The sequence below is a fragment of the Microbulbifer discodermiae genome, from assembly GCF_040742695.1.
Lineage (GTDB): Bacteria > Pseudomonadota > Gammaproteobacteria > Pseudomonadales > Cellvibrionaceae > Microbulbifer.
On sequence record NZ_JBFLAB010000026.1, the window covers coordinates 47657 to 62886 of the forward strand.

Annotated in this window: 15 protein-coding genes; 12 read left to right on the top strand and 3 right to left on the bottom strand. The window is 52.3% G+C overall.

Features of this window, described 5'->3' with window-relative positions:
- Positions 1-170 precede the first annotated feature (170 nt).
- The 3 genes from AB1S50_RS11115 to AB1S50_RS11125 all read left to right on the top strand — a co-directional run bounded on the left by AB1S50_RS11115 (position 171) and on the right by AB1S50_RS11125 (position 3231).
- Positions 171-1139, top strand: a complete 969-nt coding sequence (locus AB1S50_RS11115) for an MlaA family lipoprotein (protein ID WP_367150744.1) — start codon at positions 171-173, stop codon at positions 1137-1139.
- A 33-nt stretch (positions 1140-1172) separates the two neighbouring features.
- On the top strand, positions 1173-2357 hold the full coding sequence (locus tag AB1S50_RS11120) for a PP2C family protein-serine/threonine phosphatase (RefSeq protein WP_367150746.1): 1185 nt from the start codon (positions 1173-1175) through the stop codon (positions 2355-2357).
- Between the two features lie 340 nt (positions 2358-2697).
- Positions 2698-3231, top strand: a complete 534-nt coding sequence (locus tag AB1S50_RS11125) for an STAS domain-containing protein (protein ID WP_367150747.1) — start codon at positions 2698-2700, stop codon at positions 3229-3231.
- A 33-nt stretch (positions 3232-3264) separates the two neighbouring features.
- Here AB1S50_RS11125 and AB1S50_RS11130 read toward each other — a convergent pair whose 3' ends face one another.
- The 3 genes from AB1S50_RS11130 to dusA form a co-directional block, all read right to left on the bottom strand.
- Complete coding sequence (locus tag AB1S50_RS11130) at positions 3265-3726, bottom strand: tellurite resistance TerB family protein (RefSeq protein ID WP_367150748.1); 462 nt, start codon at positions 3724-3726, stop codon at positions 3265-3267.
- Positions 3698-4687: a transaldolase gene (tal, locus tag AB1S50_RS11135; RefSeq protein ID WP_367150749.1), complete on the bottom strand. Its 990-nt coding sequence runs from the start codon at positions 4685-4687 to the stop codon at positions 3698-3700. Before tal ends, AB1S50_RS11130 begins: the two co-directional genes overlap by 29 nt.
- Positions 4688-4756: 69 nt before the next feature.
- Complete coding sequence (gene dusA, locus AB1S50_RS11140) at positions 4757-5734, bottom strand: tRNA dihydrouridine(20/20a) synthase DusA (RefSeq protein ID WP_367150750.1); 978 nt, start codon at positions 5732-5734, stop codon at positions 4757-4759.
- Positions 5735-6246: 512 nt separating this feature from the next.
- On the opposite strand from dusA, the gene AB1S50_RS11145 reads away from it, so the two are divergent.
- The 9 genes from AB1S50_RS11145 to AB1S50_RS11185 all read left to right on the top strand — a co-directional run bounded on the left by AB1S50_RS11145 (position 6247) and on the right by AB1S50_RS11185 (position 14710).
- Entirely contained in the window at positions 6247-6750 is a 504-nt protein-coding gene (locus tag AB1S50_RS11145) for a GNAT family N-acetyltransferase (protein WP_367150751.1), read from the top strand.
- A 124-nt stretch (positions 6751-6874) separates the two neighbouring features.
- Positions 6875-7732, top strand: coding sequence for a delta-class carbonic anhydrase (locus AB1S50_RS11150; RefSeq protein WP_367150752.1), 858 nt, complete (start codon positions 6875-6877; stop codon positions 7730-7732).
- Between the two features lie 136 nt (positions 7733-7868).
- The gene (locus tag AB1S50_RS11155) at positions 7869-8270 is read left to right on the top strand and encodes a VOC family protein (protein ID WP_367150753.1); all 402 of its coding nucleotides are present in this window, start codon (positions 7869-7871) and stop codon (positions 8268-8270) included.
- A gap of 194 nt (positions 8271-8464) precedes the next feature.
- On the top strand, positions 8465-8995 hold the full coding sequence (locus AB1S50_RS11160; protein WP_367150755.1) for a hypothetical protein: 531 nt from the start codon (positions 8465-8467) through the stop codon (positions 8993-8995).
- 189 nt (positions 8996-9184) lie between these two features.
- Positions 9185-9742: a flavodoxin family protein gene (locus AB1S50_RS11165; RefSeq protein WP_367150757.1), complete on the top strand. Its 558-nt coding sequence runs from the start codon at positions 9185-9187 to the stop codon at positions 9740-9742.
- Positions 9743-10461: 719 nt separating this feature from the next.
- Positions 10462-11655, top strand: coding sequence for a multidrug effflux MFS transporter (locus AB1S50_RS11170; RefSeq protein ID WP_367150758.1), 1194 nt, complete (start codon positions 10462-10464; stop codon positions 11653-11655).
- 479 nt (positions 11656-12134) lie between these two features.
- Positions 12135-12698: a S24 family peptidase gene (locus tag AB1S50_RS11175; protein ID WP_367150760.1), complete on the top strand. Its 564-nt coding sequence runs from the start codon at positions 12135-12137 to the stop codon at positions 12696-12698.
- Positions 12695-13975, top strand: a complete 1281-nt coding sequence (locus AB1S50_RS11180) for a Y-family DNA polymerase (protein ID WP_367150762.1) — start codon at positions 12695-12697, stop codon at positions 13973-13975. The genes AB1S50_RS11175 and AB1S50_RS11180 overlap by 4 nt, the downstream gene beginning before the upstream one ends.
- Before the next feature lie 447 nt (positions 13976-14422).
- Complete coding sequence (locus AB1S50_RS11185; RefSeq protein ID WP_367150763.1) at positions 14423-14710, top strand: hypothetical protein; 288 nt, start codon at positions 14423-14425, stop codon at positions 14708-14710.
- The last annotated feature ends 520 nt before the right edge of the window (positions 14711-15230 follow it).

The following is a 15230-nucleotide window of genomic DNA, read 5'->3' on the forward strand; positions in this document are numbered from 1 at the left end:
ATATGGCCCTCTAAGGGCGGCTGCGGCCGGCGATGCTCGTGAACACACTATCCCAATTGATCGTTCAAGGTTCCGATAGCCCCAGCTGCTATGCTGCCAAAGGTGGTTTAGCCTTGATAGGGGCGGTAGAATCTTTGTAGTCACAGAACTAATACTTGGAGGAATCAGGTTTGTTAGGACGCCTGTTCATTTCGCCCTGGTTAATCGCCGTTTTGCATTTGGTGCCACTGGCGGTGGTGGCACAGGGAGACCCCTTTGCCGAATCTGGCCAGGCTGACGTCGATGTCGTCGAACAACCCGGTGACTCAGGCCCCGCTGAAACTGATGGCGATGGCGGTAAGGGCCCGGAGCAGCAGGCCGGGGGGCAGGGAGAGTCCGAGGCCAGTGCCGACGGGGACAACCTGGAAGACGAGTATGGCTTCGACCCCGCGGAAGAATTTGCGAGCGAGCAGGAGCCCGGCGAAAGCGATCCCTGGGAGGGAGCCAACCGAGCTGTATTTCGCTTCAACACTGCCGTCGACAGTTGGGTACTCAAGCCAGTGGCCACCAGCTACCGTCAGATAACTCCCATTTTTCTGCAGCGGGGTGTCAGCAATTTCTTTGGCAATCTGCGCGAAGTGACCAGTGTCATCAATGGCGCACTGCAGTGGAAGTGGGGCCAGGTGGGAAATGACGCTGGTCGTTTCGTGGTGAATAGCACCGTAGGCGTGGTGGGCCTGTTCGACGTGGCGCAGCATATGGGGTTGGAGCGGGGCGACGGTGAAGACTTTGCTCAGACCCTGGCGGTGTGGGGTGTCCCCGCCGGACCCTATGTGGTACTACCGCTCCTCGGGCCCTCTACGGTGCGGGATGCGCCAGCTCTGGTGGTGGACTATTACACTAATCCCATGAACCACGTGGATCATGACCAGACCCGCTACGCGCTTCAGGCCACCGATCTGGTGGAGATTCGCGCGAGTCTCCTCGACGTTGAGACGCTGTTGAAAGGTGATCAGTATGTTCTGCTCCGGGATGCCTATCTGCAGCGGCGCGAGTACCTGATCAACGACGGGGACCTTGAAGACGATTTCGGCGAAGAAGATGATTTCGGCGATGAGGAAGATGATTTCGGCAGCGACACGGATGAAGACCCCTTCTGACTTTGTCGGCGCGCTTCGGGGTTCGCCTTTCCCGTGGTGGTGACCAACAGCCTGTTATTGATTGAGGCAGACAGCCCGTCCCGCGAGTTTGTGCGCGGCGCAGTCGCGCGTCAGGGGTTCGATGTCACCTGTGCAAATAATGGGGCTGAGGGGGTGGATGAGTTCGCTCCCGGGCGTTATCAGTTGGTGATCACTGACTTGCACCTGCCCGACATGGGTGGGCTCGAAGTATTGCGCCGGATAAAGCAGCTGTCCCCGGACACTCCGGTGGTAGTGCTGGCCTCCAATAGTGAGGTCAACGATGTGGTACAGGCGCTGCGTCTCGGGGCCAGCGATTATCTGCTCAAGCCGATCAACGACTCTGCAGTGATCGATCACACCATCTGCCGCATCACCCAGGAAGAATCCCTGGCCCGGCAGAACCGCGAATACCGTGACGAACTGGAGCGGCGCAACCGGGAACTGCGCGAGCACGTAGAAGTTCTGCAGCGGGATCAGGAGGCAGGTCGGCTGCTGCAGCAACACCTGTTGCCTCGCAGTCCCTACCGTTATCCGGCGGGCATAGAAGCTTCCTACTGTCTGGTGCCGTCCCTGTATCTGAGCGGTGACTTCATCGACTACGGCCTGTTTGGCGAGCGCTTTGTGGCCTTCTACCTGGTGGACGTATCCGGACACGGTGTGTCCTCGGCTCTGGTTACTGCACTGATCAAGCACAGTATTATGCACCTGCTGCGCGAGCGGCCGCTGTTCACCCGGCTGGATTCTCTCCATGCCGATTTGCTGGATATTCTCGAACTGATCAACCGCGAATTGCTGTCCACCAAGCTGGACAAACACGCCAGTATGTTTGTGGGCGTGATCGACAGCTGTGCACGAAAGCTGCATTACGCAGTGGCTGGACAGGTGCCCATGCCGGCCATTGTCACCGTCGAAAATGCCCAGTGGCTCCCGGGTAAAGGACGCCCACTGGGGTTGTTCGAGCAGGGCGACTGGCAGGCCATGGAAACCCGACTGCCACAGGACTGGTGCCTGGTTGTCTGTTCCGACGGCGTGCTTGAACTGTTCAGCGGCGACCTGATACAGCGCGGGGCGGAACTGTTAAAGGCCATCGATACCAGCCGTGGGGACCTGGACAGCCTATGTGCCGCCCTGCACCTGGATACCGCCGGTGCTTTGCCGGACGATGTCACCATCCTGACTTTACGCCAGAGCAGTTGAACTGGCCTCCCCGAGAGCGACGCTACCGCACAGGATAAAAAAGCTGCAACCCTTCTCAGCCGGGGCTGCCGGGACCTCCGGGGAAAATTGCACTGACCATTCAGTCTGCCTGCTGGGCGACGGGGGTGCGACTTATAGGTAGGAGGTCTACTGGGCTGCCCGGTCTGTGACCTGGTACCTCTGGCGGGCTGCCAGCGCTTGCCAGTTTCCCTGGTCAGGAGTAAGCTCCGCGCACTTTATACTTAAATTCATCCGATGACGGTTTTACCCAACTGTTGCCGGGTGTGTCCCAGGTTGAACTTTTGCCGTCGGCGTTACGCCCAAGAGGCGTCGGCCGAGTGTGTCAGAGGTCGTTATGCAGTCCGGGCAGATTATGGTCGGGGCCCACAAGGGCATATATGTAATCAAGCTGGTGGGTGACGTGCGCCTTAACCTGTGTGCGTCATTCGACGATTTTATCGACAGCATGTTTACCCACGAAGACTTTACCGACGTGGTGTTTGACCTTCACGGTACCCAGGGTGTGGACAGCACCACCCTCGGGCTGATGGCGAAGATTGCCATCCGCGCTTTGGAGCGGGGCTGCCAGAAACCGCTGGCACTGAGTGCAGATGCAGGGATACGGCATCTGCTGGATGCAATGGGTTTCGATGCCTTGATTGAGGTAAGCGACGAGCGGCGCGATTACGGTGCCGAGACCAGGCCACTGCAATGCACTGCACCGGATGAATGCGCCGCGCGAGAGAAGGTACTGGAAGCGCACCGAGTGCTGATGAGTATGAACCAGCACAACGCCGACACCTTCCGCGACCTGGTGCATACGCTGGAGCGTGGCTGTACTCCGGTTGCCAAGCCATCCACCCGAATGCACTGAGCCGACCCTTGCCACTGCTTTTCAACCCCGTTTTTAGCCTCTATCGCCCATATCCCGCGCCTCGGCCCGGGCGCGGGTAAACAGGCCATGGGGCAGGTAGATAAGCTCCGCCACCCGCCGGATCAGGTGCTCCTCAAGTGCCTCGATAACACCATCTGCGAAAGCCACCTGCCACATCTGGCGTACCAACAGGTACTTGTCGTGCTCATCGAACTGTTCGTTGACAGTCTGGGTGAATTCGTACAGGGAGGTGGCCTGCTCCCGTTGGTCAATGGCGTTGTGAACCATGTCCCGCGCCAGGCCCGCATCCAGTTGATAGCGTTCCCGAAGCAGTCGTACCAGGGTGTCGCGTTCATTCTCGTCCAGGCGCTGATCCACCGTGGCCACCTCGACCATCAGTGCCGCACTGACAAGGCGCACATCCTGTTCATTGTGCACATCGATATCAGAGCCGCTGCCTATCTGTTCAAACAGTTTGCGAAGAGGTTGTAGCATTAATTTTCCTATTACCTGTGGCTTCCGCCCACAGTAATTGTTCCAGTTGTTCCTGATCTGTCACGAACTTGCGGATGCCCTCCGCCAGTTTTTCCGTGGCCATGGCATCGCCGTTGAGTTGAAAGCGAAAGTCCGCCTCCCCCAGGCGCTTGCTTGGCCGCGCCCGAGTCTCCAGCTCCGCAGTGAGGCCCTCATCGAGGGTCCCGCTGTCCTCATCCAGTGATTGCAGTAGCTGTGGGCTTATGGTGAGCCGGTCACAGCCGGCCAGCGCCTCGATTTCCCCGGTGTTGCGAAAGCTGGCCCCCATCACCACCGTATCGTAGCTGCGGGACTTGTAATACTGGTAAATGTTTCGCACGAAGATCACACCCGGCTCACTGTGGGCGGTGAACTCGGTGCCTCTATTGTTCACCTGGTGCCAGTCGAGAATGCGACCGACAAAAGGTGAGATCAGCGTAACGCCCGCCTCGGCACAGGCAACCGCCTGGCAAAAGCTGAACAGCAGGGTCAGATTGCAGTGAATACCCTCCCGCTCCAGAATTGAGGCCGCGGCTATGCCCTCCCAGGTGGATGCTATCTTGATCAGCACCCGTTCGCGCTCAACACCCTGCTGTTCATACAGAGCAATCATGTGGCGGGCAAACTCCACCGTGGCCCGCGTATCAAATGACAGGCGTGCATCCACCTCTGTGGACACCACCCCCGGCACTATCCCCAGTATCTCTATGCCGATGGCCACGCCGAGCCTCAGGGCGGCGACTTTTGCCAGGTCTCCCCCGCGCGATTCGGCCCACTGCAGCGCTGACTCCAGGTGTGGCCGGTATTGGGGCAACTGGGCGGCCTTGTACAACAGCGAAGGGTTAGTGGTGGCGTCATGGGGCCGGTAGCGGCGGATTGCCGCGATATCACCGGTATCCGCGACTACCTGGGTGCGCCGGCGAAGTTGTTCCAGCTTGCTCATGAATTTTTCCCTGGTTTCTTGCAAATCGGGTTTGCATTCCGACCGCGGCTGAACAGCCAGCCGATTCCTCTAGGCCGCCCGGGTCACCATTGCCAGTGCCTGCTCCACTACTTCCGGGCCAGCGCCAGCCTTGTGCGCATTTTCGCTCAGGTGGCGACGAAAACGGCGCGCGCCGGGTACGCCCTGGAACAGGCCCAGCATATGCCGGCTGATGTGATTGAGCTGTCCGCCGTGGCACAGTTGCTGCTCGATGTAGGGCAGCATTCTCTCCACTACCTGCGCAGGTGAAGGGCCGGGACAGCCGCCAAACAGAGCGCTGTCCACCTCCGCCAACAGGGTCGGGGTTTGGTAGGCAGCGCGCCCAAGCATAACACCATCCACCTGCTGCAGGTGCTGCAGGCACTCACCGATGGTGTTGATACCCCCGTTGATCACCACATCCAATTCCGGGAAGTCCCGTTTCAACTGGTGGACCATAGAGTGGTTGAGCGGCGGTATCTCGCGGTTTTCCTTTGGGCTCAATCCATTCAACCAGGCTTTGCGGGCATGCACGATAAATGTGCCGATGCCAGCCCGGCTTTGTGCCTCTACAAATGCTGTGAGTCCCGCATAGTCCTCCATATCATCTATGCCGATACGATGCTTGACTGTCACCGGAATGGACACCGCAGCGCGCATGGTTCCAAGACAATCGGCAACCAGCTCTGGTTCCATCATCAGGCAGGCGCCGAAGCGGCCGGACTGTACCCGGTCGCTGGGGCAGCCACAATTCAGGTTCACCTCACTGTACCCCCAGTCTTCGGCGATGCGGGCACACCTGGCCAGAGCCTCAGGGTCGCTGCCGCCCAGCTGTAGCGCCAGCGGTTGCTCTGACGCGTCGAACTGCAAGTGCTGTGCCCGGTCGCCGAACAGGATCGCGCCGGTCGTCACCATCTCGCTATACAGTACCGCACGCTTACTGAAAAGCCGCCACAGATAGCGGCAGTGGCGGTCACTCCAGTTCATCAATGGCGCAGTGCAAAAACGATGTGGTGGATAATCTGGCATAACTACTTGATTTTGCGACCCTTAAGGCAATTTAAAACCAATGGGTCAGGGTCGATATAGGCGCTTAAAGTACCTATTTTACCTCATTTCCCTCCCGACTATGGGGCATTCCTGGCGCAGAAAGAGCCGGTTCCCTGAGGGCCTATGGCGACGGTCCGGTTGGGAAGTACACCGAGGGAACCGGGCTGCGCTACGTGACTCCAGGCCCTTGAGAATGCCAACCTGCGGGCCAGGCTTAAAGTACAGCTCAACTACCGGCAATTTCCCTGGATTAGAGGTGACATTCATTCATCTCAGGATTTATTCTTATGCGCCATAGCGACGGCTCAAGCTAAAATGGATCTGGTTGACCGGGATCAATCGAGCCGCAGCGCAAGGGTGAAAATGATTTCAGTGCCACAAGATTTCTTAGCGCCGTTTACTTTCCCTGTGGCATTATCTTTCTGGGTTTATTCGCCTGGATCAAAAGCTCGCATTGATTGGTAGTAAAAAACTTGCAGGAAGATTGAACGATGAAAGCGTATGAGGTAATAAGGGACGCAACCTCTTCTGATTCTGGGATGATCGCAGAGATATACAATGACTATATCCTAAATACAGCAATTACCTTTGAAGAAAAAAGAGTTTCACCTGCCGAAATAAATAACAGGTTAGGCAGGGTTCAAGGGAGCGGCTTGCCGTGGATAGTTGCGACCGAAAACTCCGCAGTTCTTGGTTACGCGTACGCTGTAAAGTGGAAAGATCGATCCGCATACCGGTTTGCCGCTGAAATGACTGTCTACCTTGCAGCTGACGCCCTGGGCAAAGGAATTGGCACAAGTCTATATAAGGAACTTTTGACTAGGCTTAGAGACAAGGATATCCAGACAGCTATTGGCGGTGTAACTCTCCCAAATACGGCTAGCATTGCCTTGCATGAAAAATTGGGAATGAAGAAAGTGGCGCATTTTGAGAAGGTGGGCTTTAAATTCAACCGATGGCATGATGTTGGCTATTGGCAGTTAAATTTTATCTGATATGTAAACGGGTTTCCGGCTATTGTTCGTAGCTAAGACCGGGAATAGGGAGAATGGGAAGCTCTTCCAGATAATCCTATTTCAAACGATGTAAAAACTCCATTGCGATATTCTGGGTAAAGGTATGAAAAGAGTAAGCTTTTTATTATCTGTGACAGCACTGGTGCTATCAATTAAGGCTGATGCCAGGCCTGGTGACCCGAATCAGGTCGGCGACGAGGTGATTGCCAGGCAGCGGTCTAATCTCGAAGAAAATACAAGAGGCAAAGGATTTGGCCCTCAATCGCCACGCGATATTGATTCTGTGGTTGGGAACAACCAGGTCACGTTTGCTGCGGCCCCGGCCTACAGTGAAATGAATTTATGCAATATACATTTTCACAAAAACGCAGAGCATGCAGGGGGTCAATATAAACGATATGCCGGTAACGGAGACGGTCAGGGGTATCAAACGGGATACATCTACTCAGGCAAGCTAACCAAAAGAGAGAAAGAGCCGCTTACCCGGAAAGTATGTCCAGGCAAGCGAGGTAGTTTACAGTCAGGGGATACCATTGAAATTCATTATGTTCACTCCTCGGCTCGGGTAAAGCCAGGTCATACACTGGGCGCTTGCCTCAGTGATTCGATCAAAAACCCGCAATTGCGTGTGGAAGCCCAGGTAATGGTTTTAGTTAATGATGCCAATGCAATGGATTTTTTGGGTCTCACACGTTACGATATGAAAAACGGTTTTTACAGGGCACTGACTATACCGAATAACACAGGAACACCTGTAGTATATTCTGGCTCAACAACTGGTCCTGGCTATAATGAAGTGGCCTCACCCTTTCAGGTGACTTGGAGCGTCCGTCCCAATATTCTCAAGGTCAATATAGAAACGGTGGGGAAATGGTGTCAAGGCAATGCATTCGATGAAGATCATGCACATGGTGTTAGAAATCTTATTGTCAATCCAGAGCTTCTTTCTCCCATTAAATAGCTGCTCCGCATTTAATTTTGATAGGGGCAGTCGGTTGAGGGGTGGTTATTAATTATTTCGCTATCCGGAAAGCAGTAATGGAGGGATTCTGGTCCTAGTGGTAATAAGGTAAATGTAATTTTCTCTATAGTGTAGAATGCCGATGATTAAACCCTTTCATTTGTCTATGGTTGTTGCAGATTTAAATAAGACCAAAGAATTTTACGTCAAGACATTGGGATGTGAGGTCGGCCGTGAGGCAGGCACTTGGATTGATATTCTTTTCTTTGGCCATCAAATTACTCTTCATCAAGAATATGAGGGGTCAGAGGCAAAGACTATCGACCATTTTGGTCCCATATTAGAGAAGAATGAATGGGAAGTTGTTCTAAGTAAGTTGGCCGCTGATAATATCTTTTTCGAATCGAAGCCGTTTGTCAGGGGAAGCGGAACCGATTCTGAAATGGGAAAATATATCGTTAAAGATCCGGCCGGAAACTCGATTGAGTTCAAGTATTATAATAACTTTTCCTTAACTATAGGGGAGAAAGGTAGTTAGTTGGATGCGACTCCGGAATAACCGTTCGAGGTAATGGCCTGTGTCAATTTCTGGATAGACAGATATCGACAAAAGAGGATGCCGTAGTATACAGTGCTATCCTGATAATTCTATAAATATTTTTAGTGAGATCAGTGATCACAGAAAAGATGATCTGAGCTTTTATTGTTTAGTTGTTAGGTGCGGAAAATAATATGCATATATTAATTGGGATCATTACTGCAATTGCAGGGCTGGTATGGGCGTTAAACAGTCTCCAAAATTCCGGGGTTAATTTAAATGCATTTAACCCTTTTATGTGGCTTAGGCGCAGAAAATGGGAGAAGAGTCTGGGTACAAAACCTATGCATGCCCTTACGGATTCCATGGAAGTGGCAGCATTATTGGTGGTGGCGGTGGCAAAGGAGCAGGGAGATATAACACGCGACTCAAAGGCTGAAATATTATCCATATTTGAAAGGGAGTTTGGAGTGCGGCATAGCAAGGCAATTGAAATTTACTCTTTCTCAGTGTATTTAATACAGGATACCCTGAATATGGCTGAAGAAGTTCGTCATATTCTAAAGCCGAGCAAAGAAAGTTTCACATCGGTGCATATCGCTAAGCTTATCACAATGCTTAAAGAGACCGCCAGTCTTGAGATCATCACAGAAGGACAACAGGCAATAATTAAGTCAGTTGAGTTAGAGTTTAAAGATGATGAAGCTTCAGCAAGTAATTGGTAGACGGAGAGATTAATAAATTGCGACTTGGAATTTGTGCACTACTATTGGTGAGATAGCTTGTTCCGAAGTTAAACCTATTTTATTTTTCTTTATATCTGTGAATCTATTATTTTTTGGCAGTTGGGAAATTAATTGCGAGCCTTCACATAAGATTTGAGTTCGCTATAGGGAAAGATTTTAGATTATATAATGAAAATTGCTTTTGTATATTTTACGAACACGGATATAACAGGTCAGCTTATTGCGGCTGCTCTTGGTGAGATTGAGAAAGAGGGTGTAAATTCCATATCCCATAAAATTTCCGGCAAAGAAATTATTGATGGAAGATTTGTAAATGCGCATTTAATGAAGTCTCTCGAAGCTTGCAATGCAATTATTTTCGGCTCGCCTACCTATATGGGCAGCGTATCGGCGCAATTCAAGGCATTTGCCGATGCAACCAGTGAATTTTGGTCAGGTCAGGCTTGGGCAGGCAAGGTCGCCGCTGGCATTACTTCAGGCACAGCCCCAAATGGAGATCAGGCGTCGACTCTGCAGTATTTCTCCATACTTGCCAGTCAGCATGGCATGATATGGACTGGTCTCGATGCCCCGGTTACTGACAGGAATAAGGGTGTTAATCGACTCGGGTGTCACCTTGGTGTTACAGCCTCCAGTCCCGATGGTTCGGTTCATAGGGATGATCTGGAAACCGCCAGGTACCTGGCTCGCAGGGTTATAAAGATAACCAGAAAACTGGCGGTTTAACTATGAAATAGATGATGACTTAACATGGCAGCGTTCAATCACTCTATTTTCCGTTGCAGGCAGGCTTGTGATTTTCCCTGCTGCATGGTCCAACTCTGGAATGGACGGTGTGGGGTTGGGTAGCGACAACGGCGTATCGGCCGCCAATAGCAGCAATTCCTGCCTGATCTTTGGCAAGGCGAACTTTATTGGGGCTGGGGTCCTGCTGGGGGTAAGTGGGCAGTGCAGCCAATGGGAAAGCCAGTCTGGATAAGCCTACACCGGGCGATTTGCATGAGGGCAATATCGCAACCGGCTTGGAACTGTATAAAGCGAAGAGAAGCCGGGTTGCCATTCCCATCCGGTCAATCCGGCCCGCCCTGGCAGGGCGGGCTGTTGTATGGTCACTGCATTCCGGCATCCGTCAGAACGGGCTATTTAAGACCGGTGACCACTTCCAATGCCTACTGGAAAGACATCTCAATCTGTGATAGTATCCGGTCGTCGCCGGGGCGGGCCAGTATCCCAATTTACTATGTAATCTCGGCAAGTACAGGGTTAATCAGAGGTTCCTCAATTCTGGAAAGTCTGGATTCCTACGGTTAACAGCCCCCACCAATCCGCCGGATTTTCTTTTTCGGCAGGATACTCTCCCTGTCTATGGAGCTATAGTAAGCCCGCAGCAGCTGCTATGGGAAAGGCCCGCAGTCCAAAGACGGCAGTGCATTACGGAAGTTTATATGAAGTTTGGTTTATTGAAGATGGCATTGATTCTGGGGCTGTTGAGCTGTGTTGGTCCCATCGCTATCGATATGTATTTGCCGGCGCTACCTGATATTGCGGAGGGCTTCGGGGCGCCAATTGAAGCTGTGCAATACACTTTAATGTCTTATTTTATCGCCTTTGGAGTATGTCAGCTTTTCTATGGGCCGGCGTCCGATATGTTTGGCCGCAAGCCACCACTGTACTTCGGTTTAATACTGTTTACCTTTGCCTCGATTGGGTGTTCTTTAGCGCCCACTATAGAGTCTTTGATTGCTCTGCGCTTTTTGCAGGGGGTGGGAGCCGCCGCGGTGATCTCTATCCCGAGGGCGGTTATTCGCGACCACTATACCGGAGCCAGCGCCACCCGCCTAATGACTACTGTGATGCTGGTTATCTCTATATCACCGATGCTGGCGCCGCTGATCGGTAGCGCCCTGATAGTCCCTTTTGGCTGGCGCAGTGTCTTTGTTTTGACTGCGCTACTTACGCTGGCCAGCCTTTTCTTGGCTGTATTTAGCCTACCAGAGACTCTTGAACGAAAAGACCGCGTACCATTCCGCTTTAGTGCGATGCTGGAGGCTTTCTACAGGTTGCTGCGTGATCCTGTGTATGTGGGACTGATCTGTGTCGGTGGGTTGGGCATCGCCAGCTTCTTTTCTTTTCTGGCTACCGCCTCTTTCCTGTATACCGGGTTTTATGGTTTGACCCCTACGGAGTTCAGTCTGGCGTTTGCCCTCAACGCCCTGGGCTTTTTTGCTTCAAGCCAGTTTGCAGCCAACCTCGGCTTGCGTTTTGGTTCTGTGGCAGTGGTGAAGTGGGCTACGGTGGGATTCGCTGTCAGTTCCCTGGTGATGTGTGCAGTATTTTTTGCCGGCTTTGAGTTATTTATTCTGTTGGTCTGCATGCTGTTTACCACTAATGTTTTCCTGGGTCTGGTTATCCCCACCTCGATGGTGCTGTCTCTTGAAGAGCATGGCTCAATCGCCGGTACGGCTGCGGCGTTGGGAGGTGCGCTACAGATGTTGCTGGGAGCACTGGCGATTGTCCTGACCAGCCTGGTATTTGATGGAACTCCGCAACCGCTGACTGCGGCTATTGCAATTTGTGGTGTGTCCGCTTTCCTGATATCCCGGCTGACTCTGCGCGGTCTTACCCATCTGGCGGTATAGACCAGAGAAAATCCCGGGTTTAAAGCGGATATTCATATCAGGGAGCCGGGAGCTGTTGTTCGTGTGTCTCTCAAAGGCAGGGGCGTTTCTCTCCTGGTACTGTAAACTCCGCCAATTCGGACAAACGGCAATCGAAACCAAAAGATAAAATAAACGCAGCTAACCCCAAAGGGATGGCGCCAGCTGCGGACAACGCCAGTTTTACCAGCAGCTAGAAGCTTGCAGGCAAGGTAAGATGCGGTTGGCAGGAGGCTGAACAAGAGGTCTCGAAGCCTGGAAGTTTTGAAATAATTTCCTAGCCCGGTGCCCATTATTGGTCCGCAGGGACTGCCGGCCACCAACCTGATTCAGGGAGCTTGACCGGCACGCAGCTGCTGTCCAGAATACTGTATATGTATACAGTTGTTCCTATCCCTCTTTTAGCTGCCGCCGTTTCGGCGGGTTTCCCATCGCCAGCAGCGGCTTATGCTGAGAAACCCATGATTGTCGATGACTGGCTCTGGCCTCAACGAGCCAGCTGCCAATTTGTGCCGTTCGGCGCCGATGGTCGTACTTACCTGATCATCGACCAGTCCCTGCGTCCCGTGGCCGGAGACCGGCTTTGGTCTACCGAAGCCGAAGAGTTGCTTTCCTGGCCATGTGGACCTGTGCCCGAGGTGGACACTGGCGTTGTGGTGGCGGCCACTGTTCGATTATATCGGCGTCGTGTCGATCCTGGAGTGGCGCCTCAATCGATACACGAGTGGCTTATCCGGCGGCCCTACGCCAGCTACCTGATAAGGGCCGAAGGCCGGTCGATGACTGATCACGATATTCACCATGGCAGCTTGCTGGTGGTCGACCGCAGCTGCGGCCTGCACGACGGCGATATTGTCATAGCGGGGTGTGCTGACGGTTTCCTGGTTAAACAGTACCGCGCCAAACCGGGTCGTCTGGTGTCCGGTAATCCGCAATATCCCGATGTTATCCTGAAAAGTGCCCCGGAATATGACCTGGATGGAGTGGTGATCGCCAGCCTGACGCGCCATAGGGGGGCGGAATGAAGAGGTGGGATTTGCTCGCTCATCAAATCGCTCTGGTGGACATCAATAACTTCTACGTGTCCTCTGAAAGAGCCTTTGATCCGCGTATCCGGCACAAGCCTGTAGCGGTTTTTTCCAATAATGATGGCTGTGTCATTGCCCGTTGTGCCGAGGTAAGGGCGATGAATGTGAAGATGGGAACCCCGGTGTTTGAGGTGCGAGATTTGTTTCGTGAACGTGGTGTTGTGGCCCGCAGCAGCAACTACGCCTTGTATCATGACATGTCCCGCCGCTTTATCGCCTCGTTGGAGCAGTTCTGCCCCGATGTGGAGCAGTACAGTATCGATGAGAGTTTTCTGCATTTCCGTGGTTTTGGCGGGCAGTTGGCGGTCCACTGCCAGCGTTTAGTCAGTGCAGTGCGCCAGTGGACGTCAATGCCCTGCTGCGCCGGTATTGCCCCGACACGTACACTCTCCAAGGCGTGCAATCACTTTGCAAAGACGCTTGGTGTTTCGGGTGGCGTTTTACAGCTCGGTTCCGAATACCACCGCCAGCAACTGCTAAAGCAGCTGCCGGTCGGCCAGGTTTGGGGCGTCGGTCACAAGTTGGCGCGGCGTTTTGCACCCCTGGGTATCGAAACCGCATGGGATCTGTCTACTTCTCATATATCCACAATGCGCAAGGCTTTCGGTGTTACTATCGAGCGGACTATCCGCGAGCTACAGGGGGTACCTTGCATCGAATTGGCGCCGATGGATGAAGCGAAAAAAGAAATCGTATCCGGGCGTATGTTCGGCCGGCACATTACCGACTTTGATGGATTGATGGCTTCAGTGGCGAATCATGTATTGCTGGCCTGTGAAAAACTCGAGGCACAGGGCAGCGTGACCGGTAGCCTGGCGGTTTCCATACAGGGCAGGGCACCCGGAGGAACCTGGCGGGAAGAATCCGGCTACGCAGCCCTTGGGCCAGCCAGTAATGCGCCGCAGGTATTGACGCAGGCAGCGCGAGGATGTTTACACAAAGTGTACGTCAAAGGACGCGAATACCGGCGTGCTGCTGTCCTGTTATCCGCCCTCGAGCCTGTCTCTGCTTATCAGAGCGATCTGTTTGGAGTTGCCTCAGAAAAGGCAGGGGAGGTGGCCGCCTGCCTTTCGGCGATCAACCGTCGTTTTGGCCGGGGTAAACTGGTTCTGGGCAGCGCTAAACTTTCTGGAGACTGGCAGATGAAGCGGGAGTTTTTATCGTCCGCCTACACCACCGATTTTTCGCAATTACCTATTGCAAGAGGGGATTAAACGCCAGGTTCTTTCGCCCTTGGGAGGCTATAGCCATACAAGGTGACGGCGTTGCAGTGAGGTTCTGAAGTATTTCCCAGTATTTTTCGTAGGATGAAAAATGCACCTGTCTAGACTGCTACCTTAATAAAACAAGTAAGGGGTTAGTAAATAAGGTGAATGGAGTATACAAACTTCAGTGGATAATAAAATTTTTATGCTTTATAGGAAAGCTGGAAGCGTGCGAATAGTTGTTTATGCTTTGGTATGGATTTTCAAGATACTATGTCTATCGAATAGCACGGAATATCTCTGCTTGTAGAGGATGTGGCTGATCCCGATAGGGTGGAATCTATGGTTGATTGACTGAGTGAAAATTCAAAGGGGTAAGTTGTGACATATATGCTGAATTAATGTTCGCACCATCACAAGGTTTCAATGAGATAGCCTTAAACCTTTGGAAAATCAATGGACAATAAATTAGTAGCTGTGACGATTTGTATGATTTTATTTGGTTGTACAACAAATAGAGAGTGCTTGGTGACGAAGGTGGAAAACGAAGCAATAGTCGACAAGGAGAATTGCAATGGGATTCATGCTGCCGGGGGATTATGCGTCTTTCCTATGCTCGTCAAAGAGCGGCCACAAGTAGGGTGCTTGATTTATAAGGAATCTAGGGCACAAGCTATCTCAGGAGTTTTGCTCCAGTGGGTTGTAAAGGCATTAACGCAAGCTAAAGTCGACATCAAGCGGTAGGTGCATTTGCGGATTCTCTATTCAGTTGTAGAGTCAGTTAGTACGGGTTTGGTGTAATTCTTCCTGCTCTGGCGCGTGGGTACAAATTATCCTGGCGATAAGTCGATTGCAGGCTGGGTATTATTTAAATATTTATTGGTTAGAATAGATTTGGAGCAGGCGTGGGGGATTTACTTGTCCAACGTAGTTTCAATTTAATGAATTAATTGACGGAATTCAGCGGCCACAGAATTTTTAAACTTTCTACTGTATTAGCAATTTATAATATTGGTAATGGCTAGGGTTGTCGATGAGGCAGGATAAAATTGGCACTCTCCGCTTAAATAGCAAAGAATGCCAACCGATTGTCAACTGCATAGTATCTACTGCTGGAATTATACTAGGGCCTGTTAACACTAATTAGCCGGTCAGCGATCAATGAAAAGTTGATGAAGAACTTAAAAACGACATCCAACTTATCAAATCGACTAAATATTCTTCGGAAACCTTTCAAGCGGCGAAACAGACGCTCTACTTCATT